Source organism: Pseudomonas sp. P4_D7, assembly GCF_056401755.1.
Genome location: NZ_JBFUIR010000017.1, coordinates 49,894 through 76,800, shown reverse-complemented (window position 1 = coordinate 76,800; position 26,907 = coordinate 49,894). Strand labels below are relative to the sequence as shown.

General features: G+C 59.4%; 29 protein-coding genes and 1 pseudogene. 18 read left to right on the top strand and 12 right to left on the bottom strand.

Going from position 1 to position 26,907, the window contains the following annotated elements:
- Nucleotides 1–16 precede the first annotated feature (16 nt).
- The 7 genes from benA to catA all read left to right on the top strand — a co-directional run bounded on the left by benA (nt 17) and on the right by catA (nt 6,217).
- Nucleotides 17–1,372 (top strand): benzoate 1,2-dioxygenase large subunit, encoded by a 1,356-nt coding sequence (gene benA / locus AC1DVF_RS13585; RefSeq protein WP_034155477.1) that lies wholly within the window; start codon nt 17–19, stop codon nt 1,370–1,372.
- Complete coding sequence (gene benB / locus AC1DVF_RS13580; RefSeq protein WP_093433479.1) at nt 1,372–1,860, top strand: benzoate 1,2-dioxygenase small subunit; 489 nt, start codon at nt 1,372–1,374, stop codon at nt 1,858–1,860. The genes benA and benB overlap by 1 nt, the downstream gene beginning before the upstream one ends.
- A 20-nt stretch (nt 1,861–1,880) precedes the next feature.
- Complete coding sequence (gene benC, locus AC1DVF_RS13575) at nt 1,881–2,894, top strand: benzoate 1,2-dioxygenase electron transfer component BenC (RefSeq protein ID WP_093433476.1); 1,014 nt, start codon at nt 1,881–1,883, stop codon at nt 2,892–2,894.
- 21 nt (nt 2,895–2,915) lie between these two features.
- Nucleotides 2,916–3,677, top strand: coding sequence for a 1,6-dihydroxycyclohexa-2,4-diene-1-carboxylate dehydrogenase (locus tag AC1DVF_RS13570; RefSeq protein ID WP_477782604.1), 762 nt, complete (start codon nt 2,916–2,918; stop codon nt 3,675–3,677).
- A 22-nt stretch (nt 3,678–3,699) separates the two neighbouring features.
- The gene (locus AC1DVF_RS13565; RefSeq protein WP_477782603.1) at nt 3,700–4,821 is read left to right on the top strand and encodes a muconate cycloisomerase family protein; all 1,122 of its coding nucleotides are present in this window, start codon (nt 3,700–3,702) and stop codon (nt 4,819–4,821) included.
- Between the two features lie 15 nt (nt 4,822–4,836).
- Nucleotides 4,837–5,127, top strand: a complete 291-nt coding sequence (catC, locus tag AC1DVF_RS13560; protein ID WP_116255671.1) for a muconolactone Delta-isomerase — start codon at nt 4,837–4,839, stop codon at nt 5,125–5,127.
- Between the two features lie 172 nt (nt 5,128–5,299).
- Nucleotides 5,300–6,217, top strand: coding sequence for a catechol 1,2-dioxygenase (gene catA / locus AC1DVF_RS13555; RefSeq protein ID WP_477782602.1), 918 nt, complete (start codon nt 5,300–5,302; stop codon nt 6,215–6,217).
- Nucleotides 6,218–6,768: 551 nt separating this feature from the next.
- On the opposite strand, the gene AC1DVF_RS13550 is transcribed toward catA, so the two are convergent.
- The 3 genes from AC1DVF_RS13550 to AC1DVF_RS13540 all read right to left on the bottom strand — a co-directional run bounded on the left by AC1DVF_RS13550 (nt 6,769) and on the right by AC1DVF_RS13540 (nt 10,525).
- Nucleotides 6,769–9,153, bottom strand: a complete 2,385-nt coding sequence (locus tag AC1DVF_RS13550) for a DUF3772 domain-containing protein (protein WP_477782601.1) — start codon at nt 9,151–9,153, stop codon at nt 6,769–6,771.
- A gap of 168 nt (nt 9,154–9,321) precedes the next feature.
- Entirely contained in the window at nt 9,322–9,510 is a 189-nt protein-coding gene (locus tag AC1DVF_RS13545) for a hypothetical protein (RefSeq protein WP_186624177.1), read from the bottom strand.
- 136 nt (nt 9,511–9,646) lie between these two features.
- Nucleotides 9,647–10,525, bottom strand: coding sequence for a LysR family transcriptional regulator (locus AC1DVF_RS13540; protein ID WP_093433422.1), 879 nt, complete (start codon nt 10,523–10,525; stop codon nt 9,647–9,649).
- Between the two features lie 157 nt (nt 10,526–10,682).
- Here AC1DVF_RS13540 and AC1DVF_RS13535 point away from each other — a divergent pair, with 157 nt between their 5' ends.
- The 7 genes from AC1DVF_RS13535 (at nt 10,683) to AC1DVF_RS13505 (ending at nt 16,303) form a co-directional block, all read left to right on the top strand.
- Nucleotides 10,683–11,108: a VOC family protein gene (locus AC1DVF_RS13535; RefSeq protein WP_026000724.1), complete on the top strand. Its 426-nt coding sequence runs from the start codon at nt 10,683–10,685 to the stop codon at nt 11,106–11,108.
- Between the two features lie 112 nt (nt 11,109–11,220).
- Entirely contained in the window at nt 11,221–12,477 is a 1,257-nt protein-coding gene (locus AC1DVF_RS13530) for a cation:dicarboxylate symporter family transporter (protein WP_477782600.1), read from the top strand.
- A 122-nt stretch (nt 12,478–12,599) separates the two neighbouring features.
- Entirely contained in the window at nt 12,600–13,703 is a 1,104-nt protein-coding gene (locus tag AC1DVF_RS13525; RefSeq protein WP_460090697.1) for an alkene reductase, read from the top strand.
- 57 nt (nt 13,704–13,760) lie between these two features.
- Nucleotides 13,761–14,504: an SDR family oxidoreductase gene (locus tag AC1DVF_RS13520; RefSeq protein WP_477782599.1), complete on the top strand. Its 744-nt coding sequence runs from the start codon at nt 13,761–13,763 to the stop codon at nt 14,502–14,504.
- An 81-nt stretch (nt 14,505–14,585) separates the two neighbouring features.
- Entirely contained in the window at nt 14,586–14,972 is a 387-nt protein-coding gene (locus AC1DVF_RS13515) for a nuclear transport factor 2 family protein (RefSeq protein ID WP_095049886.1), read from the top strand.
- A 65-nt stretch (nt 14,973–15,037) separates the two neighbouring features.
- The gene (locus AC1DVF_RS13510; RefSeq protein ID WP_320336949.1) at nt 15,038–15,469 is read left to right on the top strand and encodes an SRPBCC family protein; all 432 of its coding nucleotides are present in this window, start codon (nt 15,038–15,040) and stop codon (nt 15,467–15,469) included.
- 117 nt (nt 15,470–15,586) lie between these two features.
- Complete coding sequence (locus AC1DVF_RS13505; protein ID WP_477782598.1) at nt 15,587–16,303, top strand: class I SAM-dependent methyltransferase; 717 nt, start codon at nt 15,587–15,589, stop codon at nt 16,301–16,303.
- Nucleotides 16,304–16,345: 42 nt separating this feature from the next.
- Here the strand turns inward: AC1DVF_RS13505 and AC1DVF_RS13500 are convergent, their stop codons facing one another.
- A complete protein-coding gene (locus AC1DVF_RS13500; RefSeq protein WP_477782597.1) occupies nt 16,346–16,891 on the bottom strand; it encodes a GNAT family N-acetyltransferase in 546 nt (181 codons plus the stop codon).
- A 175-nt stretch (nt 16,892–17,066) separates the two neighbouring features.
- Here AC1DVF_RS13500 and AC1DVF_RS13495 point away from each other — a divergent pair.
- Nucleotides 17,067–17,212, top strand: a pseudogene (locus tag AC1DVF_RS13495) (AraC family transcriptional regulator); the annotation flags it as partial.
- Nucleotides 17,213–17,338: 126 nt separating this feature from the next.
- Here AC1DVF_RS13495 and AC1DVF_RS13490 read toward each other — a convergent pair.
- From AC1DVF_RS13490 to AC1DVF_RS13480, 3 genes are all read right to left on the bottom strand, one after another.
- The gene (locus AC1DVF_RS13490) at nt 17,339–17,497 is read right to left on the bottom strand and encodes a DUF2986 domain-containing protein (RefSeq protein ID WP_093433404.1); all 159 of its coding nucleotides are present in this window, start codon (nt 17,495–17,497) and stop codon (nt 17,339–17,341) included.
- A 78-nt stretch (nt 17,498–17,575) separates the two neighbouring features.
- Nucleotides 17,576–18,484: an alpha/beta fold hydrolase gene (locus tag AC1DVF_RS13485; RefSeq protein WP_477782596.1), complete on the bottom strand. Its 909-nt coding sequence runs from the start codon at nt 18,482–18,484 to the stop codon at nt 17,576–17,578.
- 66 nt (nt 18,485–18,550) lie between these two features.
- Nucleotides 18,551–19,012, bottom strand: coding sequence for a VOC family protein (locus AC1DVF_RS13480; RefSeq protein WP_460128370.1), 462 nt, complete (start codon nt 19,010–19,012; stop codon nt 18,551–18,553).
- A 125-nt stretch (nt 19,013–19,137) separates the two neighbouring features.
- Between AC1DVF_RS13480 and AC1DVF_RS13475 the strand changes: the two genes are divergently transcribed.
- On the top strand, nt 19,138–19,605 hold the full coding sequence (locus tag AC1DVF_RS13475; protein WP_175559608.1) for an anti-virulence regulator CigR family protein: 468 nt from the start codon (nt 19,138–19,140) through the stop codon (nt 19,603–19,605).
- Nucleotides 19,606–19,639: 34 nt separating this feature from the next.
- Here AC1DVF_RS13475 and AC1DVF_RS13470 read toward each other — a convergent pair whose 3' ends face one another.
- From AC1DVF_RS13470 to AC1DVF_RS13450, 5 genes are all read right to left on the bottom strand, one after another.
- Complete coding sequence (locus AC1DVF_RS13470; protein WP_477782595.1) at nt 19,640–21,181, bottom strand: methyltransferase regulatory domain-containing protein; 1,542 nt, start codon at nt 21,179–21,181, stop codon at nt 19,640–19,642.
- Between the two features lie 36 nt (nt 21,182–21,217).
- Nucleotides 21,218–21,928: a phytanoyl-CoA dioxygenase family protein gene (locus AC1DVF_RS13465; protein ID WP_477782594.1), complete on the bottom strand. Its 711-nt coding sequence runs from the start codon at nt 21,926–21,928 to the stop codon at nt 21,218–21,220.
- Between the two features lie 19 nt (nt 21,929–21,947).
- On the bottom strand, nt 21,948–22,430 hold the full coding sequence (locus tag AC1DVF_RS13460) for a GNAT family N-acetyltransferase (protein WP_477782593.1): 483 nt from the start codon (nt 22,428–22,430) through the stop codon (nt 21,948–21,950).
- 64 nt (nt 22,431–22,494) lie between these two features.
- A complete protein-coding gene (locus tag AC1DVF_RS13455) occupies nt 22,495–23,556 on the bottom strand; it encodes an NAD(P)/FAD-dependent oxidoreductase (RefSeq protein ID WP_477782592.1) in 1,062 nt (353 codons plus the stop codon).
- A 104-nt stretch (nt 23,557–23,660) separates the two neighbouring features.
- Nucleotides 23,661–24,137 carry a hemerythrin domain-containing protein gene (locus tag AC1DVF_RS13450; protein ID WP_477782591.1) on the bottom strand — a complete coding sequence of 159 codons (477 nt, stop codon included), beginning with the start codon at nt 24,135–24,137 and terminating at the stop codon, nt 23,661–23,663.
- Between the two features lie 328 nt (nt 24,138–24,465).
- Here AC1DVF_RS13450 and AC1DVF_RS13445 point away from each other — a divergent pair, with 328 nt between their 5' ends.
- Both AC1DVF_RS13445 and cydB read left to right on the top strand, forming a co-directional pair.
- Nucleotides 24,466–25,863 (top strand): cytochrome ubiquinol oxidase subunit I, encoded by a 1,398-nt coding sequence (locus tag AC1DVF_RS13445; RefSeq protein ID WP_477782590.1) that lies wholly within the window; start codon nt 24,466–24,468, stop codon nt 25,861–25,863.
- The gene (gene cydB, locus AC1DVF_RS13440) at nt 25,853–26,863 is read left to right on the top strand and encodes a cytochrome d ubiquinol oxidase subunit II (protein WP_477782589.1); all 1,011 of its coding nucleotides are present in this window, start codon (nt 25,853–25,855) and stop codon (nt 26,861–26,863) included. Before AC1DVF_RS13445 ends, cydB begins: the two co-directional genes overlap by 11 nt.
- Nucleotides 26,864–26,907: the final 44 nt, after the last annotated feature.

Genomic DNA, 26,907 nt, shown 5'->3' with positions numbered 1-26,907 from the left:
AATGGAGGCCCCGGCCATGTCCCTGGGAATCGACTACCTCAATGCCATGCTTGAAGAAGACAAGGAGAAGGGCGCCTACCGCTGCAAGCGGGAGATGTTCACCGATCCGCGGCTGTTCGAACTGGAGATGGCGCACATCTTCGAAGGCAACTGGATTTACCTCGCCCACGAAAGCCAGCTCCCCAACAACAACGATTTTCTGACCACGACCATGGGGCGTCAGCCGATCTTCATCGCGCGCAACAAGGACGGTGTGCTCAATGCGTTCCTCAATGCCTGCAGCCATCGCGGCGCCATGTTGTGCCGGCACAAGTCCGGCAACCGCTCCAGCTACACCTGCCCGTTTCACGGCTGGACGTTCAACAACAGCGGCAAACTGCTCAAGGTCAAAGACCCGAGCGAAGCCGGTTACCCGCAAGGTTTCAACTGCGAAGGCTCCCATGACCTGACCAAAGTCGCGCGTTTCGAGTCCTATCGCGGCTTTCTGTTCGGCAGCCTGAATGCCGATGTGAAATCCCTCACCGAACATCTGGGCGAGTCGGCAAAAATCATCGACATGATCGTCGACCAGTCGCCAGAAGGCCTGGAAGTACTGCGCGGTTCCAGTTCCTATATCTACGAAGGCAACTGGAAACTCACCGCCGAAAACGGTGCCGACGGTTACCACGTCAGTTCGGTGCACTGGAACTACGCCGCCACCCAGAACCAGCGCCAACAGCGCGAAGCGGGCGAAGCGATCAAGACCATGAGTGCCGGCAGCTGGGCGAAGAAGGGCGGCGGTTTTTACTCCTTCGACCACGGCCATCTGCTGCTCTGGACCCGCTGGGCCAACCCCGAAGACCGTCCCGCCTACGAGCGCCGCGATGAACTCGCCCGGGATTTCGGTCAGGCTCGAGCCGACTGGATGATCGAAAACTCGCGCAACCTGTGCCTGTACCCGAACGTGTATCTGATGGATCAGTTCAGTTCGCAGATCCGCATCGCCCGGCCAATCTCGGTCGACAAGACTGAAATCACCATTTACTGCATCGCCCCCAAAGGCGAGAGCGCCGAGGCCCGCGCCAAGCGCATTCGGCAGTACGAAGATTTCTTCAATGTCAGCGGCATGGCCACGCCGGATGACCTGGAAGAGTTCCGCTCGTGCCAGACCGGTTACGGCGCCGGGCGTGGCTGGAACGACATGTCCCGGGGCGCGACCCACTGGGTTGAAGGCGCCGACGCAGCAGCCGAAGAAATCGACCTTAAACCACTGCTCTCCGGCATGCGCACCGAAGACGAAGGTCTGTTCGTGCTGCAACACAAGTACTGGCAGGAAACCATGCTCAAAGCCGCTGCCAGCGAATCACAACTGATCCCTGTGGAGGCCGTGTGATGAGCAACCTCTACGACAGCGTGCGCGATTTTCTCTACCGCGAAGCGCGCTATCTCGATGACGGCCAGTGGGATCAATGGCTGGAGCTGTACGCCGCCGACGCGACCTTCTGGATGCCGGCCTGGGACGACAACGACACCCTCACCGAAGACCCGCAAAGCGAAATCTCGCTGATCTGGTACGGCAACCGTGGCGGCCTCGAAGACCGCATCTTCCGGATCAAGACCGAGCGCTCCAGCGCGACCATTCCCGACACTCGCACCTCACACAACCTGAGCAACATCGAGATCGTCGAGCACAGCGAAGGGCAATGCCAAGTGCGTTTCAACTGGCACACCTTGAGCTTCCGCTATCAGGTCACCGACAGCTACTTCGGCAGCAGTTTCTACACCCTCGATCTGCGTGGCGAACAGCCGCTGATCAAGGCCAAGAAAGTCGTGCTGAAAAACGATTACGTCCGTCAGGTCATCGACATCTACCACATCTAGTCGACACGGCGAGGTGCACCATGAATTTCCAGATTGCGCTTAATTTCGAAGACGGCGTCACCCGTTTCATCGAGGCCGGCGGCCATGAAACCGTCGCCGACGCGGCGTATCGCCAAGGCATCAACATCCCGCTGGACTGCCGCGATGGCGCCTGCGGCACCTGCAAATGTTTCGCCGAGGCAGGGCGTTACGACATGGGTGACAATTTCATCGAAGACGCCTTGAGCGCCGATGAACTCGCGCAAGGTTATGTGCTGACCTGCCAGATGCGCGCTGAAAGCGATTGTGTGGTGCGAGTGCCGGCCGGCTCGCAGGTGTGCAAGACCGAACAAGCGAACTTCCAGGCATCGATCAGCACTGTCCGGCAATTGTCCGAGAGCACTATCGCGCTGTCGATCAAGGGCGAGGCGCTGAGCAAACTGGCGTTTCTGCCGGGCCAGTACGTCAATCTGCAAGTGCCCGGCAGCGAGCAGACCCGCGCTTATTCCTTCAGCTCATTGCAGAAAAACGGCGAGGTCAGCTTTCTGATTCGTAACGTGCCTGGTGGCTTGATGAGCAGCTTTCTCACCGGGTTGGCCAAGGCCGGCGACAGCATGAACCTGGCCGGGCCGTTGGGCAGTTTCTACCTGCGCGAAATCAAGCGGCCGCTGCTGTTGTTGGCGGGCGGCACAGGCCTGGCACCGTTCACCGCGATGCTGGAAAAGATCGCCGAGCAGGGCTGCGATCATCCCGTGCATTTGATCTACGGCGTGACCAACGATTTCGATCTGGTCGAACTCGATCGTCTCGAAGCCTTCGCCGCCCGCATTCCCGACTTCAGTTTCGGCGCCTGCGTGGCCAACCCGCTGAGTGCGCATCCACTCAAGGGCTACGTCACCCAGCACATTGAACCGCGCCACCTCAATGAAGGCGATGTCGACGTGTACCTGTGTGGCCCGCCGCCGATGGTCGAAGCGGTCAGCCACTACATCCGCGAGCAGGGCATCACCCCGGCGAACTTCTACTACGAAAAGTTCGCTGCTGCGGCTGCCTGAAACCCTTCTTTCGAGGTTGTCATGAACAACAGATTCTCCAACAAGATCGCGCTGGTCACCGGCGCGGCGCAGGGTATCGGCCGCCGCGTCTGCGAACGCCTGCTGAACGAAGGCGCACAAGTCGTCGCCGTCGATCGCTCTGAACTGGTTCACGAACTGCAAGACGAGGGCGTTCTCGCGCTGACCGCCGACCTTGAGCAATACACCGATTGCGCGCGGGTCATGGCTGAAGCCATCAACACCTTCGGCCGTCTCGACATTTTGATCAACAACGTCGGCGGCACGATCTGGGCCAAGCCGTTCGAGCATTACGAAGTCGAACAGATTGAAGCGGAAGTGCGCCGTTCGCTGTTCCCGACGCTGTGGTGCTGCCACGCAGCGCTGCCGTACATGCTCAAGCAAGGGCGCGGCGCCATCGTCAACGTTTCATCGATTGCCACCCGCAGCGTCAATCGGGTGCCGTACGGCGCCGCCAAGGGCGGCATCAACGCACTCACAGCATGTCTGGCCTTCGAAAACGCAGAGCGCGGCATTCGCGTCAACGCCACGGCTCCGGGCGGCACCGAAGCGCCGCCCCGGCGCATCCCGCGCAATGCCGCCGAACCGTCAGCGCAGGAGCAGGCCTGGTATCAAGAGATCGTCGCGCAAACCCTCGACAGCAGCCTGATGAAACGTTACGGCAGCCTCGACGAACAGGTCGGCGCGATCCTCTTTCTGGCTTCCGATGACGCCTCGTACATCACCGGCGTGACCCTGCCGGTCGGTGGCGGCGACCTTGGTTGATCACTCTGTAAAGGACACAGACATGCAGCGAATTCTGATTGAAAACCTGACGACGATCATCGTCGACCTGCCGACCATTCGCCCGCACAAACTGGCGATGCACACGATGCAGAAGCAGACGCTGGTGATTCTGCGACTGCGCTGCAGCGATGGTATTGAAGGCATCGGCGAAGCCACCACCATCGGCGGTCTCGCTTACGGTTATGAAAGCCCGGAAAGCATCAAAGCCAATATCGATGCGCATCTGGCGCCGGCGCTGGTGGGTATGGACGCCAACAACATCAACGTGGCGATGCAGCGGCTCGACAAGATCGCCAAGGGCAATACTTTCGCCAAGTCCGGCATCGAAAGTGCACTGCTCGATGCCCAGGGCAAGCGCCTCGGTCTGCCGGTCAGCGAGTTGCTCGGCGGCCGCGTGCGAGACAGCCTTGAAGTGGCCTGGACCCTGGCCAGCGGCGACACCGCCCGCGACATTGCCGAAGCCGAACAGATGCTCGACGCGCGCCGCCATCGCATCTTCAAATTGAAGATCGGCGCCAACCCGCTGGAGCAGGATCTCAAGCACGTCGTGGCGATCAAAAAAGCCTTGGGCGAGCGCGCCAGTGTGCGGGTCGACGTCAACCAGTATTGGGATGAGTCCCAAGCGATTCGCGGCTGTCAGGTGCTCGGTGACAACGGTATCGACCTGATTGAACAGCCGATTTCGCGGGTCAACCGCTCCGGGCAGATTCGCCTGAATCAGCGCAGCCCGGCGCCGATCATGGCCGACGAATCGATCGAAAGCGTCGAGGATGCTTTCAGCCTCGCCGCCGACGGCGCCGCCAGTGTGTTCGCCCTGAAAATCGCCAAGAACGGTGGCCCGCGTGCTGTGTTGCGCACCGCGCAGATCGCCGAGGCTGCCGGCGTCGCGCTTTACGGCGGCACCATGCTCGAGGGCTCCATCGGCACGCTGGCCTCGGCGCACGCCTTCCTCACACTCAAGCAACTGACCTGGGACACCGAACTGTTCGGCCCGTTGTTGCTGACCGAAGACATCGTCACCGAAACGCCGCAGTACCGCGATTTCCACTTGCACGTCCCGCGAACTCCAGGCCTGGGTCTGACGCTGGACGAAGAGCGTCTGGCGCGTTTTCGTCGCCACTGAATCAGGAGAGTCACCATGCTGTTCCACGTAAAAATGACGGTGAAATTGCCCGTCGACATGGACCCGTCATTGGCCACCCGGCTCAAGGCTGACGAGAAGGAACTGGCCCAACGGCTGCAACGCGAAGGCATATGGCGACACCTGTGGCGCATCGCTGGGCATTACGCCAATTACAGCGTGTTCGATGTGCCGAGCGTCGAGGCCCTGCACGACACGCTGATGCGCTTGCCGTTGTTTCCCTACATGGACATCGAGGTCGACGGCCTGTGCCGGCATCCGTCGTCGATCCACAGCGACGACCGCTAATTCTGAGCTCGCCGCATTTCCCTTGTGGGAGCGAGCTTGCTCGCGAAAGCGGTGAGCCAGTCACCATAGATGCTGAATGACACAACGCATTCGCGAGCAAGCTCGCTCCCACAGGGGAAGTGCGCTGAATAAGAGAACTGCGCCAACAAAACAACAAGATGAGGTAACCACCATGACCGTGAAAATTACCCACACCGCCGAGTTGCAAGCCTTCTTCAAAGAAGCCGCCGGTTTCGCCAACGACGAGGGTAACTCCCGGCTGAAAACCATCGTTCTGCGGATCTTGCAGGACAGCGCGAAAATCATCGAAGACCTCGAAATCAGCGAGGACGAGTTCTGGAAAGCGGTCGACTATCTCAACCGTCTGGGCGCTCGTTCGGAGGCGGGATTACTGGTCGCCGGCCTTGGCATCGAGCACTTCCTCGACCTGTTGCAGGACGCCAAGGATGCACAGATCGGCTTGACCGGCGGCACACCACGCACCATCGAAGGCCCGCTGTACGTGGCCGGCGCGCCCCTGTGCGAAGGTGAATGCCGAATGGATGACGGCAGCGAGGAGGGTGTCGCCACCGTCATGCACCTCGAAGGCCAGGTGTTCGATCTGCATGGCCAGCCGTTGTCCGGTGCCACCGTTGACCTGTGGCACGCCAACACCAAGGGCACCTATTCGTTTTTCGATCCGAGCCAGTCTGAGTACAACCTGCGTCGACGCATCATCACCGACGCCGAAGGCCGCTACCGCGCTCGCAGCATCGTGCCGTCCGGCTACGGCTGCGACCCGCAAGGGCCGACCCAGGAATGCCTGAACCAACTCGGTCGCCATGGCCAGCGTCCGGCCCATGTGCATTTCTTTATCAGCGCGCCGGGGCATCGGCACCTGACCACGCAGATCAATCTGTCGGGTGATCAATACCTGTGGGATGACTTCGCCTACGCGACCCGTGAAGGCTTGGTCGGGGAGGTTGTGTTCCGTGAAGACGCAGCGTCGGGGCGTTATGCCGAGCTGAAGTTCGACTTCCAGCTGCAACCGGCGCCGGACGCCAGTGCCGAACAACGCAGCCAACGGCCACGTGCGTTGCAGGACGCTTGATACCGAGTCGTCTGATTCCCTCACCCTCACCCTAACCCTCTCCCAGAGGGAGAGGGGACTGACCGGGGTGATCTTGAGCGCTACGTCGACCTGAAAGACCGAGTTGATTATGGATTCGGTGAGGCAAATACAGGTCGAGGTCGATTATGGATTCGGTGAGGGAAGTACAGGTCGAGGTCGATTATGGATTCGGTGAAGCAAATTCAGGTCGGCGTATCCCTCCAATATCCCCGGATCGGTGCCCTCTCCCTTTGGGCGGTCCGACGTTTCGGGAGGGCTAGGGTGAGGGGCTTCTGATTCTAGAAGGACACCTCCGCCGGCCGCGAAATATCACCTTGCAAGGACGAACTGGCGGGATCATGGGTGTGAACGGACGCAGGAGGAGGGCTGGCGCAACCGGCGACAGCGAGGAACGAGGCCGCCAGTAAAAGACGTTGAGGCATGGAACATCCTTATTGGACGACGGGTGAACCGCTTGAGTAAAAGGTTGCGCTCTGACCGCCAATAAAGACCGAAAAGGCAGGCATTTAGGCGCTTCGGGAATAACCCGATCAGGTCGTCCCGGCCGGTTTCGCCAACGCGATTCCCGCCGCTCCAAGGCGCTTGAGAATCTCGAACAACAAATCACTTTTGGTCACCCCGACAATCCTCGGACTGCCCACATAACCAGTCACCGTCAAGGTAATCCCGTCCGGCGACAACTTGCTGAAGCGCACAAAAGGGGCTGGCTTATCGAGGATGGTTTCGTTCTCCTTGTACGTGTTGAGCAACAGTTCCTTGACCTCTTCGGGATCGATATCCAGCGGGAACACCAGTTCCAGTGACGCCACGCCTTGCGCGCTGCCGCCCAGCGTGACGTTGCGCAGGTTCTGCGAGATCAGTTGCGAGTTGGGCACGATGACGATCGAGCGGTCGCTGAGCTGGATTTCCGTGGCGCGCACGTTGATGCGGCGGATGTCGCCTTCGACGCCACTGATGCTGATCAGGTCGCCGACCTTCACCGGTCGTTCAGTCAACAGAATCAGGCCGGAGACGAAGTTCTTCACGATCTCTTGCAAACCGAAGCCGATACCCACCGACAGCGCACTGACGATCCACGCCAGATTGGTCCACTGCACGCCCAGCGACGACAGCGTCAGCAGAATCACGAAGGCGTAACCTATGTTGGAAAACAGCGTGCTCAACGAGGCACACATGCCGGGGTCCATGTCGGTCCTGGGCAGGAACTCGTTGTCGAGCCAGCGACTCAGGGCGCGGATCAGCCAGATGCCGATCATCAGCGCCAGCACGGCATTGAGCAGGTGGCCGGGGACGATGTTCAGCTTGCGCAACCCGGCGCCGCCAAGGATCGCCATGATGTTGCTCGCCAGTTGCCCGAGCGTGGTGCCGATGCCACCGACAAACAGAGCGATCACCGCCAGCAGCATCAGCGCGGCCCGACTGAAGCCGGACAGCAGGATCGAGATCTGATCGAGGCGGCGATCACCGATGCCCAATAACTGTTTGAGCGCCTTGCCGCTCGCATGTCTGGGTGAAAATACGTGCTCGCAGGCGTCCTTGATCAACTGGATCAGCAGGTAGAAACCCGACAAGACGATGTAGGCCCACACCAACTCATAACTGATGAATCGCGCCAGCGACACGTAGCCGGCGAGCAAGGCAATCGCCGAGACAAACATCGAGACGCTGGCGATGGTGTAAATCACCCCGGCAAACGTACTGTTCGCTGCTGCCGCATCATTGGCCGCGACCAGCGCCTTGCGCACTTTGCCGACGCGCAACAACAGGACCGTCACGATCGCCAGCACAACGATCGAAATGACCCCGCGTCCGGCAATCACGATCTGGCTGCTCATGCCGGTGGCATTGCTCACCTGCACCAGCGTCACCAGCACCAATAACGTGCAGGACAGAATGCGCGGGTAGGGCCTGAGCGCCAGCGCCACCTGATCGGCAATCGCCGGCAGGCGCCACGAGGGATGTTCGGTCGACAGCAACGCGCGACTCAACCCGGTGAGCAGTACGCAGGCATAGACGACCTTTTCGAACTCTTCGGAGAAGGTTTCCAGCACTGGCGGCAAAGGTTGATGACGGGTGCAGGCGTAGAACAGTAATTGCAGGGCAATGGCGGTGGTGGCGATGGTCGCCAGCGCCGAGGCGAACGCCAGCGCACTGCGGCGCAGACGTCCCTCGGGCATGCGGTAAATGCACACCCAGGTCAGACCGCGTTCGGCCAGCCGGCGACCGAAGGTCCAGATGATCAGCGCCACTAGCACCAGGATACTGGTGAAGAGGCGTTCGCCTGGCGCCCAAACCGTGGCCCAGGTATCACGTACTTGATCGACGAAAAAACGCAGACGCTGACGATCATCGTCGGTCGGATTCACCAGCGGTGACCAGAAACTCGGACTCAGCACGCTGTCAGTGCCCAAGGTCAACTCGCTCTCGAGCAACGTGCGACGAATGCCGGCGATCTGCGTAATCAGGTCCGCCGCGCTCTGCTTCAACGCCGCCAGGCTCTTCAGGGTTCCGTCGACCTTGCTTTTCTGCTCTGCCAGCGCTGCCCGTTGCACTACGATATCCGCCTGTTCCGCCGCCAGATCAGCATCCGGCGCCGCGCCGAGCACCCCCAACTGCACCGCCAGTTGCGCCTGCTGCGGCAACAACGCCGTCGACAACCGATCGACATCCAGAATGAACGCCTGCACCCGATCCTGCGGGCCTTCGAGCTGGTTGTAATTGTTCGCTGCGGAAATCTGTTGCTTGAGGCCGTCGAGGCGTTGTTGCAGCGCCTGCAGTTCGCTTTGCGAAATCACCGGCAGCGGCGCGGCGGCGGTGGTTGCCGGCGCCGGCAAGTCGGCGGCCAATAGCGTCGGACTGCCGCCAACCAGCAGCATGAATGCGACAAAAAACAACGACTTCAATGTGTTGCGCATGGGTGAGGCGGCTCGAATGGATCACACAGTCTATGAGGTTAGGTGATCGAGGCGATTGGCGAGGAAAAGTTTCCGGCAGAGCAGGGTAGGTGAGCAGAACTTGCAGACGCAAAAAGCCCGACGGGTGAGGTCGGGCCTTTATTCGGTGACGGCGGTAAAGCGCTGCACTCAGACGGCGCGGCGTTCGAGCAAACGGTCGGAACCCCCTTCGGCAACGGCATCGCTGAACAGCGGATCAGTCTGGGTGGCGGCGGCTACTGCGTCGCTGAACAGCGGATCGGTTTGAGTCGCGGGAGCGGCAACAGCGTTCAGGGCGAACAATGAGAAAGCGATGCTGAGAAGGGCTTGGCGTTTCATGAGTGTGTGCTCCTTGGGGTAGTGGTCAGGTCTGGAGCCGATGTTACGCCGTGCTATTGATAAGAGAACTTCATTGAATCAATGGTTGTTATTGATGCGGTTAATGGCTGTGCTTTGTGAAGGCGCAACCCTGCACTCAGTCATAGCCGATCTTGACCTGCGCACTGATCAGCTCGGCCAGCATCCGTACAGGTTCGGTGAAGGTCTGGCGCGATCGGTGCACCAGCCCGATATCACGGTGGAACGTGTGCTGACCGAGGTCGAGCACCCGGACGCCGGCAGGCCAGGCAAAGTCGGGCGCCGTCTGCGGCACCAGCGCCACGCCGACACCGTTTTCGACCAGTTTGATAATTGCCTCCAGTTCATCCAGCTCGCAGACCTCGTGCAGGGTGAAATGCATCTGCCGTAAAAAGCGGTCGACCTGCCTGCCTCCGAAAGAGGAGCGGTCGTATCGAATGAATGGCTGGCTGGAAAGCAATTGGGCCCAGTCATCGCCCGGCACATCGCGTGGCACGATCAACCGGTAAGGCTCCAGCGCCAGCGTGGTCCAGCGCAGATCACTTTGCAGTGAGAAGGGGGGTCGGATGATCACGGCCATGTCGATCTCGCCAGCATCCACCAGGTTGACCAGTTCCATCGACAACCCCGGAACGATCCGGGATCTGCACTGCGGGCAGTGCTGGTGAAACTTCGCGAGTGCATCGGGTAGATAAGAGCGCTGCACCGACGCAATGGCGCCAATGTTGACCAGCACGCTGGGCGGCAGCCCCACCGTTGTCGAGCCGAGGCTGTCGTAGAGCCTGAGCAGTTCTTGCGCTTGCAGCAGTATCTGGTGGCCCATTCTGTTGAGGTGTGCCGAGCGCCCCTTTCGGTCGAAAAGCTCGAAGCCGAGTTCGGCTTCCAGGCGCTGGATCTGGGCGCTGACGGCAGCCTGCGTGAGGCCGATCCTGTTGCCGGCTGCAGCGAAAGTACCTTCGCGTGCTACGGCGATGAGTGTCTTCAGTTCTTTGATCATTCACAAATATTAATTGTGTTTCTAAGAAATATATATTGATTTTTATGTTTGGTTTTCCGCCCTAGGATGTTTCCCATCCCCCGGCAGCGGCTGAACCCAAGGCGCCGATGACGGCAGGAATGTTCACCAACCAACAAAAACATGATTGGAGTTTCTGATGAGCCTCTCGCCTTTTCACCTCGCTATCCCCGTTTACGATCTGGCTGCAGCGCGCACCTTTTACGGTGAAGTCTTTGGTCTTGAAGAAGGGCGCTCCAGTACTCAGTGGGTCGATTTCGACTTTTATGGCCACCAACTGGTGATTCATGAACACCCGAAAACCGCGTCCCAGGAAAGCGTTCACAGCAACCCGGTCGACGGTCACGACGTCCCTGTTCCGCACTTCGGCATCATTTTGGGATGGCAACAGTGGGAAGCATTGGCCGAACGTCTGAAGTCCTTTGGCACCGAGTTTGTGATCGAACCTTACATCCGCTTTCAAGGGCAGGTGGGTGAGCAGGCCACCATGTTCCTCTTTGATCCTTGCGGTAACGCCCTGGAGTTCAAGGCGTTCAAGGATATGAGCCAGCTCTTCGCCAAGTGACAACCGTCATGGCACAACCCGGTTGTGCCATTTGGTCCCTAGTGAGCTGGAAGCTCATGACTCTAGCAACTGCCGCTGACGCAGACCTTTCCTTCCAACAAAAAGGCTAGACATGAAACGTATTCCCCTGGTGTGGCAAATCGTTGYCGGGCTGTTGCTTGGCGTGCTCGTCGGTTGGTATTTCAATACCCATCCGCAATATCAAACGTGGGTCAGTACAGAGATCCTCAAGCCCCTCGGTGACATCTTTATCAAGATGATGAAGATGGTGGTTGTACCGATTGTCTTCTGTTGCATGATTCTGGGCATCGCTGGCGGTGGCGATAACAAGTCGTTTGGCCGCATGGGCATCAAGTCGCTGGGTTATTTCTTTGCTATTACCGCGCTGGCCATTGTCATCGGCTTGTGTTTCGCAAACCTCTTTGAACCGGGTAGCGGCACCGATATTTCCGGCCTTTCGCATGGCACGGCATCGATCAACATGGAGCCCTCGAAAGGCGCGCTGGTGATCGTGCAGAACATCGTGCCGGATAATGTTCTGGTGGCGATGTCGGAAGCGAAATTGCTCTCGGTACTGTTCTTCGCCGTGCTGTTCGGCCTCGCTTTGAATGCGCTGCCAAGAGAAAAAAGTGCGCCAGCCATCGCGGTGGTTCAGAGCATTTCCGATGCGATGTTCAAAGTGGTCTCTATTGTCATGGCCTACGCGCCGGTTGGTGTCTTCGGCATGATTGGCGCCACGGTCGCGACCTTTGGTTTTGCCTCGCTGTTGCCATTGCTCAAGTTGATCGGGGTGGTTTATCTGGCGCTGATTGTGTTCGCTCTGGTGATACTCGGCGGCATTTGCTACTTGATTGGGGAGAACATTTTCAAATTGATTCGCTACTTCCGCAGTGAATTGATTCTGGCGTTCTCAAGTGCCGCATCCGCCGCCGTCATGCCGCAGTTGATGAGCCGTTTGGAGCGCTACGGTGTACCGCGGCGGATCGTCAGTTTCGTGGTGCCGGTGGGTTATGCATTCAATCTGGATGGCGCTTCGATCTTCCTCGGCGTCGCGACGATCTTCGTCGCGCAGCTCTATGGCATCGACCTGTCGCTGTCGCAGCAGATCCTGCTAGTGGTGACGATGGTCCTGACGTCCAAAGGCGCGGCGGGGGTGCCCGGGTTTGCCATCATCATCCTCTCCGCTACGTTGGCTTCGGCCGGTCTGCCCCTGGAAGGCGTGGCATTGATCGCGGGTATTTTCAGGATCATCGACAGCGGTACGACCACGCTGAACGTATTGGGCAATGCCATCGCACCGCTGGTGATTGCCAAGTGGGAAAGGGCAGCGCTTGAACCGTCAGGTGTTCATCCCGCTGCCGAAGTGTGAGCCTTCAAGCGTCGGACCCTCACGTTTGAAACCGCACCGATAACGAGTGCACGCCCGCTGGCGCAGGGGCGTTTTTTTTGGGTTGCTTTACTAGACGACCGGTCTATTGAATAGGAGTGCTTATGATTGATAACGCTGTTGATACCGACCTTTTTTCGCCCATGCAGATGGGCGCGCTGCAATTGGCCAATCGAATTGTCATGGCCCCCGTGACGCGCAGCCGGATGGCCGACGACGGCGTACCGAATGAAATGCATGCGACTTACTACGCTCAGCGTGCGAGTGCAGGTTTGATCATCGCCGAGGCGACGAACATTTCCGCTCAGGGACGTGGCTATGCGATGACGCCGGGCATCTGGTCGCAAGCGCAGGTCGCCGGGTGGAAACAAGTCACCGATGCGGTGCACGCGGCCGGCGGAAAAATCGTCTGCCAGCTGTGGCACGTGGGGCGTTTTTCCAGTGTCGAGTTGCAGCCCAATGGCGAAGCGCCGGTCGCACCCTCGGCCATCAAGGCTGAGGGCAGCACGTATACCGAGAAAGGTTTTGTCGAGGTATCGATGCCTCGCGCGCTTGAGATCGCGGAAATTCCCGGAATCATCGAGCAGTACAAACTCGCCGCCGAGAATGCCAAGCGAGCCGGCTTCGATGGCGTCGAAGTGCATTCGGCCAACAGTTATCTGCTCGACCAGTTTCTGCGTGATTCGACCAATCAGCGCACGGACCTCTATGGCGGCTCCATCGAGAACCGTGCGCGGCTGACGCTGCAAGTGACGGAAGCGGTGGCGTCCATCTGGGGCAGCGACCGTGTCGGTATCCGCCTGTCTCCGGTAACGCCCGATGCCGGCAATACGCCGCCCGACAGCAACGTCATGGCGACTTACGGCTACCTGATCCAGCAACTCAATCGATTCAATCTGGCCTACCTGCATTTCGTCGAAGGCGCCACGGCCACTTCTCGCAGCGTTCCTGCGGGCGTGGATCTTGACGCGCTGAGTGCGCAGTTCGACGGCGCGTTCATTGGCAACAACAACTATGACCTGGCGATGGCGCTTGAGCGTCGGGCGCAGGGCCGTATCGATGCGGTGGCGTTTGGGCGTTTGTTTATTGCCAACCCCGACCTGGTCGAGCGCTTACGCCATGGTCTCGAACTGACCATTGCCCCGCGTGAGAGTTACTACGGCGGTGGCGCGAAAGGCTACATCGATTGGCCAACCGCTAACGCCTGAATGGCAACCCTGACACCGACCGGGCGCAATCGCATTCACTGCAAAGAGGAACGAAACATGAATTATCTACACAACAAAGTCGCCATCGTCACCGGTGCATCTTCCGGTATCGGCGCGGCCACGACGCGTGCGCTGGCGGCACAAGGGGTTCGTGTGGTTGTCGCTGCGCTGGACGAAAAGGGCTTACAGGCTTTCGTCGCCGAGTTGCGTGAGGCCGGCCATGACGTGGTCGCTTTTACTGCTGATGTGACCCGGCTTGAGCAAACCAGAGCACTCGCCAGGTTCGCGCAGGACACCTATGGCGGTGTCGACATTCTGGTGAATAACGCCGGGCTGATGCTGTTCTCCAATTGGGTCGATCTGGTCGTGGAGGATTGGGAAAAGATGATCGACGTGAACATCAAGGGTTATCTCAACGCTACTGCGGCAGTGCTGCCTGTGATGCTGGAGCAGCGGTCCGGGCAGATCCTCAATATGGACTCGGTGGCCGGCCATCAGGTCGGGCCGGCGGCGGGTGTTTACAGCGCTACCAAATTTTTTGTGCAGGCCATGACCGAGTCCATGCGCAAGGAACTGGGCGTACAGCATGGCATCCGCGTCAACACGGTCAGCCCCGGCGTTATCAATACCGGTTGGGCGGACAAGGTCAGTGATCTGCAAGGGCGCAAGGCCGCCCAGGAACTCAACCGCATCGCCATCGCGCCTGACGATGTTGCCCGTGCGGTGATCTATACGCTCAACCAGCCGGAAAACGTCACCGTCAACGACCTCATCATTTCGCCGACGCGCCAGGACTGGTGAGTGTTGGCTGCTGCAGCCACCGGGTGCCAGCCTTGGCTTCCGGTGGCCTTTGTAACTCACCCCCAACGAAAGGAAACAACCATGTCGAAGAACATCAAGGCTGTACCGACCGCCGAATACACCGCTGTCATCGCCACCGCCAATCAATACGTCGAAGGTCTTCGGGTCGGTGATGCTCAAGGCGTTGCTCAAGCCTTCCATAAAGAGGCGGTGATGTACGGTTTCACCAACGGCGAATTACTCGGCGGCCCGATCAAGAACCTGTTTGATTTCGTCGAGAAAAACGGTGCTGCCCCGCAAATCAGCACACGTCTTGACGTGCTGGCGATCACACCGACCACCGCAGTGGTGCGCGTGGACATGGAAACCGATGCGATCGGTGCTGACTACAACGACTACCTGACCCTGATCAAAATTGGCGGCGTCTGGAAGGTCATCGCCAAGGTTTATCACCAGTTCGAGGCCTGAGTCTCGGTCGATCCCGGTAGTCCGTTGCCGGGATCGGCGGATGATCAATTACAAGGGGATACGAGATGAAGGTTAAGTTTTCCGCTGTCGTGGAAGGCGCTGCACAACAGGTCTGGAACGTGGTGAAGCAGTTTGGCGAGATCAAGAACTGGCACCCTTCGATTGTGGACAGTCATATCGAAGGCGCAGGTCCCGAGATTGTGGGCTGCATTCGCACGCTCACGTTGAGCGATGGCGCCGTTGTCAGAGAGCGCTTGTTGTCGGTTGATGACTCGGCGTTGAGGCTGTCCTACCGTTTTGAAGAGTCGCCCTTACCGCTGGACAACTACGTGGCCAGCGTGGAACTGGTTGCTTTGTCAGGCCAGGACAGAACACTGGTCAGTTGGCTGGCCAGTTTCGATCTTCGAGAACCGAACAGTGCCGAGCACTATCAGGCACTGATTCGCAGCCTGATCGTCGACGGCCATGGTGGGCTGCAGGCGCTGCTTGCTCGGTAATACAAAACCCAGGTTCACATGCCCCGCATTCCCGCAAGGAATGCGGGGCATGAAGCGAATGAATTTTCCCTCTCGCGCTCTTCGGCGTAGCGTGCTCGAAAAACCAGGAGCATTGCCGTGAGCCAAACCTCGACCAGCCCCGCAGAAAAATTCGACACCTCCCGCGCCAGCGAATACGCCCGCCAAAGCCGCATAGCGCTGGCCGGCTACGACGCCTGTCATGAACTGGCGGCCTGCATGTTGGCGGCGAGCCTGGGTTCGCGTCCGGCCAACATACTGGTGGTCGGCGCTGGCGGTACGGCGCAGGAAATCATTGCGATGGCGGCGCTGGAGCCGCAATGGCATTTCACCGCAGTCGACCCTTCCGTACCGATGCTGGAAACCGCGACAGCGCAACTGCAGGCCAACGACTTGCTGCACCGAACCCAGCTGCATCTTGGCCACGTTGAAGATCTGCCGGCTGCTGCCTCATTTGATGCGGCAACGTTGATCGGCGTGCTCCATCATCTGAACGGTGATGAGCCCAAGCGCCAGATCCTGCAAGCGATTCAGGCGCGGCTCAAACCGGGCGCGCCGCTGATTGTCGCCGGCAACCATTACGCCTATGCCAGTCAGCCATTAATGCTCCAGGCGTGGGGGCAGCGTTGGCGGCAGCAGGGCGTCAGTGCGCAGGAGGTGAAGGCCAAGCTGGGCAAGATTCTGCAAGGCGCGGACCCGCCGCATTCCGAAGCGGCGGTTCAGGCACTGTTGCATGAGGCCGGGTTTGGCGAGGCGACGCGGTTTTTCAGCAGTTTGTTCTGGGGGGCTTGGCTGGCGTGTAAAACGCCTTCTTGATGCGGACTGGCTCGCAAGGTGTGCTCAGACATGCCATTAACGTCACCGTCGGCGTTCGATCCATTGTTCCTTGGTCAGCCCATAGCACTTGCACAGGGCCGGTGCACCGGAGAGGCTCAACTCGGTGTCGTACAAGTGCACGGCACCGATTTTCAACGCCGCTTTTTGCGAGCGAATATTGGCGGGACCAATGTGAAAATAGACGGTGCCGTAGACTTCGAATACATGTTCCAGCATCAGTGCCTTCAACTCACGATTGGCATCGCCACCCCATTTTGCCCGCACCAGAAAGGTGTAGCCGATGGCAATACTTTCGGGCTGATCGGGTGGCGTGTAGTAGCTCGACATACCGACGATTTGCCCCGATTCGATATCGATAACGACGAGTGCTTTTCCGCTGGCCAGTCGAGCGGCAAAGTACCTTTCAAACACCTGCCGTTCATAGCGATCGCGGGCAGGATGGCCGGCCCAGATGAGCGGGTCACTCGCCGCTGAAAACAACGCTTCAAAGTCACTGGCGGTCAGCGCCCTGAGCTTTAGCGTGCGTCCCTGAAGAACGGGTTGGCAGTCGAATTCGCATACCGGCATGGTTTCTTCCTGATCGACCTGAGGAGTGTGACCAGTCTAGGGTGGCAACAGGCTAAGGAAAGATCCAATTCGGTGGGAATTCATGGAGCCAACGGTTGTACCCATGACAATTTATTGATTGTGTTGATTTTGCGACTCTACGATGAGCTTTCGGCTATCTCGCTCGAGGCTCGGCATGCACATTGCCATTCTGACTGTCGAAGGTTTCAACGAACTCGATTCACTGATTGCCTACGCCATGCTCAACCGGGTTCGGCAGCCGGACTGGCGCGTGTCCATCGCCAGTCCCACAGCCAAGGGCGGTCAATGAACGGCCTGGTTCATCGCACGGCTTGTCGGTTTGCAAGCCGCACGCGATGCGCTGCATGACGTGGCGCCGGTGGCGGAGAAAGACCGCTACATTGAGCGGGCGCTGGCGAATATTGCGCCGTTCTTGTAGGGCAGGGATCAGCTCTCGCGGGTATCGGTTGATTCCACCGCCGCCTCAGCCTCCAGTTTCGCCCGCTCAGCCTTGCTGATGTACTTGGGCTTTTTCGGCGCCAGTTTGGCGCTGGCCTTCTTGGCCTTTTCCTTGAACAACTGCTGCAGTTTCTTTTGACGATTCATGTTTTCTGTCCGGCCTGCTCTTGCGCGCAAAAGGGGCGAATCCTGACGTAAGCGTCGGGCCAAGGCAATGCCCATTCTTCACATTGCGATAAAGTCGCGCACTGCCTTGATGGTCGGTGCCGGCGCCTCTTCCATCAACCAGTGTCCGGCTGCCGGAATCACCACCTCGGTAACGTTGTCCGCGGCATTGCGCATGACGATCGCTTCGTTGTTGCCAAAGGACTTTTCACCGCCCACGGCGAGCACCGGCATGGCCAGGTGTTTCTGCAGAACGGGGGCGTTGTCGAGGGCGTCCTGACGAATGCTGCGGAACTGGGCGAATGCGGCGTGCATGGCGCCGGGGCGGGCGTAGAGCTTGGCGTAATGCTGGCGGGTGCCTTCATCGACTTTGGCCGGGGTGCCGGCGAACTCGTTCCAGAAACGGTCGAGGTAGATGCGTTCGCGCCCGGCAACCAGACGCTCCATGTCCGCGCCGCCGAAGTCGAAGTGCCAGAGCATCGGCGAACGAACGATGTCGTTCCACGGTGTGATGCCGGGTACGGGCGCATCCATCACCACCAGGCGCTCGGTCAGCTCGGGATAGCGCGCGGCATAGGCGAACGCGACCATGGTGCCGATGTCATGCCCGATGACCACCGAGCGCTCGATCTTCAGCGCGCTCAACACCTGACGAATGTCGCCGGCCTGGGTCTTCTTGTCGTAACCGTCCTGCGGAATCGATGACAAACCCATGCCGCGCAGATCCGGCACCACTACGGTGTGGTCGCGGGCCAGATCCGCCGCCAGCGGTGCCCACATGTCGCCGGTATCACCGAAACCATGCAACAGCACCACGGCCGGACCCTTGCCACCAACTCGCACATGCATTGTCGCGCCTTCGACTTTGATGTCCAGAGTGTGGAAGGTGGCGGGGAAGGGGGTGATGTCGGCGTGGACCTGGAAACTCAGGGCGAGCAGGGCGAAGCCAGTCAGCAGCAGGCGGGGCATGGCGAAGTCTCCAGGCGTGGTGGCGATGGAGAGAGCGTAGACGTATCGATCAGGGGCGGCGGAGTTTCATCCGCAAGCAAACGCCGCCTCGATAAATGCCCCCAGCGCCTTCTCTTCGAGAATTTCGATCGAGAAATGCCCGAAGCGCTTGGGCAACCAGATGATGCGGGTTCCGGAGGGCGATTGCAGGTTCTCGCGGGTCAACGGCTGGCCGTTCTCGTCTTCCGGCTGAACTCCGTTGGCGAGCAGTTCGTCGTAGGCCAACTCGATATCAGGGGTCGTGTAGCAATGACGGTAAATCATGCCTTCGCCCACCGTATCCAACAGTTCCTTGAGATTCCCCGCCAGCGGCTGGACCAGCATAAAGCGTTCCTGACCGATCAACGCCACGGCATAGCGTACGTGCAGACCCCCGCGATTCCAGGTCTGCGTTGTGGAGATCCGCGCCTGAAGGATCTGCGCGTAATAGGCACAGGCTTCTTCAAGGTCTTTGACCAGTACGTCGATGTGGCTGAACTTCAAATCCATGAAATAGCTCCTGTCAGGCAGTGTCGATGGGCTGGGCGTAATCGACGATCGGTCAGCCGGAATAAACTAAGCTGATGTGTAACGTCAAGATGACACAGGAGCAACCCACCATGAAGGCGCGCCGCATGAACAAGTCACGCACGTTGATTGCAACGATTTCCTCTCTTGCGCTGGTTTTCAGCTCGGCGATGGCATTGGCTGATCCCGGTAATGGCAAGGGCCAGGGCAATGGCAAAGGTAATTCGCAGAATGTGCAGGGCCACGGTAACCAGAAAGGTAACGGCAACAAGGGCAACAACTCGGGTGGTGACTGGAGTCATGGCCCAAATATCGATCGCGGCAATGTGCTCGGGATTGTTGGTGGCTACCGCGACTACTGGAGTCCGGGGCCTGCGCTACCACCGGGCATTCAAAAGAATCTTGCACGCGGCAAGCCATTGCCGCCCGGTATCGCGAAAAAGCTCGATGGGCGTTTGGCCGGTCATCTGCCGCATTACGATGGCTACGAATGGCAGCAGGCGGGCACGGATCTGATATTGGTTGCGCTGGCCACCGGCCTGATTTACGAGGTGCTCAACGGGGCGTTTGATTAAGATTTCCTGCCGCGCTGCGCACCACCTACCCCGATCAGACGATTTTCAAAGCGCTCAGCACGATCAGCGATTGCTCGGCAAACACCTGGGCTTGCTCGGTCAGTGCGGCGATGTTGGCTTCGGCGGTGGTCAGCGTTTTGCCGTCCTTGACCAACACTTCGTTTTGTTCAGCGATGATGCTCCACGCCAGTTGCGCCCACTCCGCCGGGTGCTGTTTGCCCTGGCGGATTGCAATCAGGAACAGTTGCTGGAAGCGGCTGACCATGACGCCACCGCCGGTGACCGGGCTGCTCAACACCTGAATGTCGGCGTTGAACAGCGCGCGCTTGCACAGTTGCAGGTTGAACGCGGCGCAGCGTTCGTACACCCGCGCCTCGGCGGCTTCGCTCTGGCACGGGGCTACCGCACCCATGCCGACCAGGATGGCGAGCGCCTGTTCCAGATCGTCATAGGCGATTGGCGACACCGCATCGAATAACTGCTGCATCGTTTTGGCTTCATACGTCTGGCCCGCGAGGGCATCGAGCAGCGGGCCGTAGATTTCCGCTTGCAAAGACGCTTCGCCAGCGGGGCCGGTGACGCTGGACGCTACGTTTTCTGCAGGTTGCATGAGGACAAAGCGTGTTTTGAGCATGCGCGCCCGGCGCTCGGCGGCGCAGAGCCGGTTGGCACCCCGCACGTACAGATCACGACGGAAAGACTGATTGACGAAGTAGTCACGTGCCTGCTCGCGCATCACCGGGTGCTCGATACCGTCGAGAAAGGTCAGGGCTTCGGCACTCAGATTGAGTGCATCAACCGAATCCAGCGGCACCGCTGTCGTGACGTAATCGAGCTTGGCCGGGGTCAGCGCATCCACCATGTCGGCAAAATACATGCAGTTCCAGTCGCGATTGAAATATTCGTGGGCGACGTATTGGCGGTCCTGACCTTTGATGGTCTGCAGTCGGGCGCCCAGACTTGGCGCGGCGATGGCGTACTTGGGGTTGGCCGCCAGCAGCGCTTCGGAAAACTGCAACGCGGCGTCGATGCGCTGATCTGCGCGCGTCGAGTGATTGGCGAAGCGGTCGTGCAGGCTGAACAATTGGCGCAACGGCGCCGCAGGCGACCAGCCCGGGAATGCGTTGTAACTGACGTACAGATGACCACCCGGTTTGAGGTGGCGCCGAGCGAATTCGACAATCAGCTTCTGGTTGTCACGGCTGACCCAGGTCCAGATGCCGTGCAGGCTGATGCTGTCGAATTGCGGCAAATCATGGCGCGCCAGCAGTTGCTCAAAGCTGTCGTCATAGAGTTTTGCGCCGTTGTTGCTGAGTTCTGCCAGCTCAATGGCATGGGCCGCCTGACCGGGGTGGAAGTCGGTCCCGACGAAGCCGGCAGGGCTCGCCGTGGCGTGGATATTGATCGACACACCCTGGCCAAAGCCGAGTTCACAGTGATAACCGTCGGGATTGTCCAGACCGGCAACGCCGCGCAACAACAGGCAGTAACGCTGGAAAACCGGATTGATTTCCCGGCTATAGCTGTAGGTGTAGCCTTCGTCGGTGAAATAACCTTCGTTCCAGGCGTTGCTCATGGGTGCAGCCTCTTGAATCGTAATAGAAAGTGGCTTTTATACGGGGAAACTTGCGCCGTTAAACCCCTCGGTGTCCATCAGGATGTTGTCGGCAGGATCAAACCATTCGATAGGGTCCATGCGGATATTTCGCAGGCCCACGGTTTGCCGGTGAGATGCGTACAGCGGCTCGGCCCAATAGTTGATCAGTATCGAACGCCGGCGGCCACCCAGCAGGTTTCGGCTGCCGGCATGCAGCAGGTCGACATCGAACACCAGAATATCGCCCGCACGGCCCGTGAGCTGGACTGACCCCGACTCATCATTGACGTCTACCGGTGGCGCTCCCGGCGCCGGGCGATGGCTGCCGGGGACGATGCGGGTCGCGCCGTTGTCGGCACCATAGTCATCGAAAAAAGCCAGGGCCACCGCACAGTCGCCGGGGCGTTGCGCGGACAAGTCGCGATGCAGCTGCTGATGGCCACCCCCCGCAAGCGGTTCGCGACCCTCAACCTGGGACAGGAAGAAGCGCTCGGCGATCAGCTCACCGACCACGGCCAACACCGTTGGCAAGCGGCACACCGCGCGCACGGTCGCATACTCATCAAGCAGCGAATGACGCCAGTCCTGACCCCGTGGGACGGGCCAGCGATCTGACGGCAGCACACCCGCATCGAACGCCTGGCGCAGGTCGTTCAGCCATTCGGCGGGTATGGCATGACGGAGCAGGGCGAAACCTTGTTGATGGAGCTGTTCACGGTTATTCATGATCGGACGTGTCCGCTCCTCACAAACGCACGCCCATCTCCAGGGCACGGGTTTCGAAGCCGAACTCGGCATATATGCGTACCGCGCGCTCGTTGAATGGCCATACCGTCAGGCGCAAGTCCTGAGCATCTTGCTCGATAGCCCAGTCTTTCACCCGTTGAATCAGTGCGCGGCCAATGCCTTTACCCCAGAACGGCTCGGCGACACACACCGAGCCGATGCGCACCACATTCTGCGGTTGCATCAGCGGGCCGGAACTGGCGGACAGGATGGCCGTAATGAACGCCACGGGCCGTTCACCGGCGCTGGCGATGAAGACGATCTGGCCACGCTTTTCGAGTACCCCGGCCCAGTGCGGCAAATCGCGGGCAAAATCTTCGGTGGCGGCGGCGTAGATATCAGGGCGAGCGGCGTGGTGTACCGAGTTGAGCAATTGGCCCAATTCGCTCATTACCGGCGCATCGTCAGCAGTGGCAATGCGATAGGTGATGACTTCTTCCATGATAAAAATCTCTTTGTTGTAGATATTGCCGCAGGTTCTCAGCGGGTAAGAGCAGCGTTGTTTGTCACTTTGCCGCAATTCTGAAAAAACGCTCTGGGCGGCACGGTGCAAGGGCAGCAGATGACTGGTGATCCATCAGCTCTTCACTGACGAGGCGCCCGACGATTGCCGCCAGCGTCACACCGGGATGCATCGCGCAAACGTAAACTCCACCGACCCCAGGCAAGTAACCGACAACGGGGAGGCCATCAGCGGGCATGGGCCGAAGCCCGACGGCGACGGTTTGCGGCGCAATGGAAACCACACCGTGAAGTTCACTCTGTATGGCTTCGGCGGTTTGCCGGGCGATGTCAGTCGGCGAGTTGCCCGGCGCCTCTCCCAGATAATCTTCAGCGGCCAGCAACGTGCCGTCGGCGCTTTGCCGAATTTCCATGACAGGGCTGGAAATGATGCCTTTAACGAGGCCCGGTTGGGTCTGGTAGCGGATGAAAATGTCGGGCGAGGCGTCGATGGGCAGGGAGACGTTGAGCATCTGTGTTAACTGTCGGGTGCCAGTCCCCGCAGCAAGCACAACAAGGTCAGCATCAAACGTGCCCGCTGTGGTTTCAACGCCGGTGACATCTGCGTTGCAGGTTTTGAAAGCGGTCACTCGGGTTTGCGTGAGCAATTGCGCCCCCAGCGCCTGGGCGCCGGCAATCAAGGCGTGGGTGGCCTGCACGGCGTCGAGTGCGCCTTCTTCAGCAAGAAATAACGCGCAGGGTGGGGGATTTTTCAGGTTGGGCTCGCGGGCAAGCACTTCGGCGGACGATAACAATGTCGCCGACGCCGGATACTCTGCTGATTCGCTGTACGACAGCGCTCCGGTCCAGCGAATCTGCAAATCCGGCAGCTCGGTTTCGAGTCGCTGGTAGGCATCTATGGCCATACCGCGCAACTGCGCAATCGGCTCAGCGCCGGCGTGCGTGGCAGCGATCCAGGCGAAAGAGCTTGCCGTCACGCCACTCGCGATCTCGCCGGCCTCGATCAACGTGACCTGCGCACCTCTGCCAGACAGGTGATACGCAAGCGAGGCGCCGACGATGCCCGCACCCACCACCGAAATTCGTCGATGTGTTGCCTGGTTCATTTCAACATTCCCTGTTGTCGATCGGCTGATCCTGCAGCAGGGAGACGCAGCGAGCAACCAGAAAAAAGCCCGGCCAAAAGCCGGGCTCGTACGCTTGCAACACGTTAAGCGGCCATATTCCCTGCAGCCATTTCCTTCTTGCAACTGGCCTTCATGGCTTCCATCTGCGTGCCCAGTTCTTCGAGTTTTTCCTTGCCCAGAAGCTTTTTCGCCTGAGGAAACATTTCCGTCTCTTCCTCTTCGATATGGTGCTCCAGCAGTTCCTTGACCACTTTCACCCGACCGGAAAATTCCGGAGTGCCCGGGTCGGTCAGTTTCAGATCGGGCAAAACCAGCGAGTCGACGGTGCGGTGTTCTTCCTTGGCTTCGAAGTACATGACGTCCTGTTCCTTACTGCCGGCGGCCTTGAATGCGGGATAGAGGATCTCTTCTTCGAGGCGGGTATGGATGAAGATTTCCATTTCAAGTTTGCCCAACAGCTCCACGCGTTTTTTCAGCGCCCGCTCCGTCGAGTCGCTGAGCTGGCTGAGGATGTCTTTGACTTTTGCATGATCGGCTTTGAGAAGGTCGATGGCGTTCATTATGGTTCCTCGGCTGTCACGGAGTGAACACAGACCGTTGTTTCACGGCGCTGTGAATGCTCTGGAACTGTGGCATTTGCCATGCCAATTAATCGGTCCGGAAAAATGCCGCTGCTTCAAAGGCTTACCGCTCTCGCGGCAAACTGCCTTCGTGCAGGCTGCATGACCTGCATCGTGCGGGCATTGCAGTTCACAACCCCGGCTGAATTTGCACGCCGACGTAGCTGTCCAACGCGCATTCGGGTGGTTTTCGAGGTGGACGTCATGCTGAATGAGAAGCTGATCGACGCAAACGGTCAGAGGCCGTTTTCGCCACGGAGCCGATTGAATGGACGCCGTTGATTCCGCCTTGATGGCAGCACGCGCACAGTTTGCGATCACCATCAGTTTTCACATTGTGCTGGCGGCGTTCACCATCGGCCTGGCCAATTTTCTGCTGATCCTTGAAGCATTGTGGTTACGCAGCGGCCGTCAGGTCTTTCTGGATGTCTATCGTTACTGGCTCAAGGTCTTTGCGCTCAACGTCGCGATCGGCGTCGCTTCCGGGCTGATTCTGGAATACCAGTTCGGCCTGAACTGGTCACGGCTTTCAGTGTTGGCGGGGGATATCCTCGGCCCGCTGATGTTCTACGAGGTGCTCGCAGCATTTTTTCTTGAGGCAGGCTTTCTCGGCATCATGCTGTTCGGGCTGAAAAAGGTTGGCCCGCGTCTGCATTTCTTCGCGACCTGTGCAGTGGCGGCAGGGTCGCTGATGAGTGCGTTCTGGATTCTCTCGGCCAATTCCTGGATGCACACGCCGGCCGGCTATTCGATTGGCGCTGACGGGCGTTTCATTGCCGAGGATTGGTGGGCAATTATTTTCAATCCGTCCTTTCCCTATCGACTGGCGCACATGACGCTGGCCGCGCTGCTCGGCACGGCGACCGTGCTGGCGGGCGCGGGCGCCTGGCAACTGTTGAAAGCGCCAGACAACCCGCGGGCACGCCTGCTGTTTTCGATGGCGCTCTGGGCAATCGTTGTATTGATACCCGTGCAGATCGTGGTCGGCGACCTGCACGGTCAGCACAGCTTGAAAGTCCAGCCGCAAAAAGTCGCGGCCATCGAGGGCAGCTGGACACGCCCGCCGCAAGGTGCGGGCGAACCCTTGCGTCTGTTTGCGTGGCCGGACATGACTGAGCGGCGCAATCACTGGGAAGTTGCGATTCCGCGAATCGGCTCCTTGTATCTGAGTCATGATCTGAGCGGCACCATCAAGGCGCTGGATGAGTTCGCACCGCAGGATATTCCGCCAGTGGCGCCGGTGTTTTTCGCGTTTCGTCTGATGGTCGGGTTGGGACTGCTGATGTTGGGGCAAGGCTTGATCGGCCTGATCATGCGTCGGCGGCAGCGCCTCTACCTGGCTCGTCGCTGGTTGTGGGCCAATGTGCTGATGGCGCCGGCCGGTTTTCTGGCCATGCTCAGCGGCTGGGCGGTCACTGAAGTCGGGCGCCAACCCTTTACGGTCTATGGTCTGTTGCGCACGGCCGACAGTCTGTCCTCGGTCTCGCGCCCACAAGTGCTCGGTTCGACCGTGCTGATTCTACTGTTCTACTTGCTGATTTTCGGCATCGGGCTCTGGGTATTGCTGCGCATCCTGCGCGAGCCAGCACATGAGGATCAGCCCGGACCGCAGCCGACGCTGGCCGATGAAACGGGGCACGCCGGGGATCGCTCGCATGGACACTGACTGGATAACCTTGCTGTGCGCCGCCGTCCTCGGTTTCTCGGTGCTGAACTACGTGCTGCTCGACGGCACCGACCTTGGTGTCGGCGTGCTGATGGGACTGACTCGCTGCCGTAATCATCGCCGAGCCATGGCCGTGACGATCCTGCCGATCTGGGATGCCAACGAGACATGGCTGGTGCTCGGCGGCGGCGGTCTGCTGGCGTTGTTCCCGCTGGCCTACGCGATTCTGCTGCCAGCGCTCTACCTGCCGTTCATTTTGATGTTTCTGGCCTTGATGCTCAGGGCGATGGCACTGGAATTTCGCGATTATTCAACCAGCGAACGCATCAAGCGCTGGGTCGATGGCGCCTTGACTGGCGGCTCATTGTTGACCGGCGCAATGCAAGGCGTGGTGCTGGGCACGGTGATACAGGGCGTGCCGCATGAGGGTGGGCAATATGTCGGTGACGGCAGTGAGTGGTTGCGCTTGTTTCCGTGGTTCTGCGGTCTAGTGCTCGTACTGGGTTACACGTGGCTGGGCGCCTGTTGGCTGTACTGGCGAACGGTCGATGAATTGCAACGGTGTTGCGCACGGCAGGCAAAGGTATTAGCGGTGCTGACGGTAGTGGCGTTGATTGCACTGGTCATCTGGAGCGCGACTTTGCACGCACAATATGCGCAACGATTGGCTGATCTACGGATGTGGATCCCGGCGGTAGCGGTTCTGAGCGCATGCCTGCTGGTGTTCTTCTTCGGGTTCGCCGGTCGCTTTGATTTTCTGCCGTTGTTCGCGGCACTGGGTGTCTTCGTGCTGGCCTTCGCGCTGATGCTGGTGGCGCTGTTTCCGTTGATCATTCCACCGGACCTGAGCTTGCAGGCCGCAACGTCGAGCCCGAAAAGCCAGATCTTCATGCTGATTGGATTTGCCGTGCTGATCCCGGTAACCCTGATCTACAACACGTTTGGCTTTCGGGTATTCAGCGGCAAGGTGCGCGTGGCCGGCGATGATGGATCCCACTGATCCGATCGTGAAGAAATTCTCTGAACTCGTTCTGTGGCGAGCCT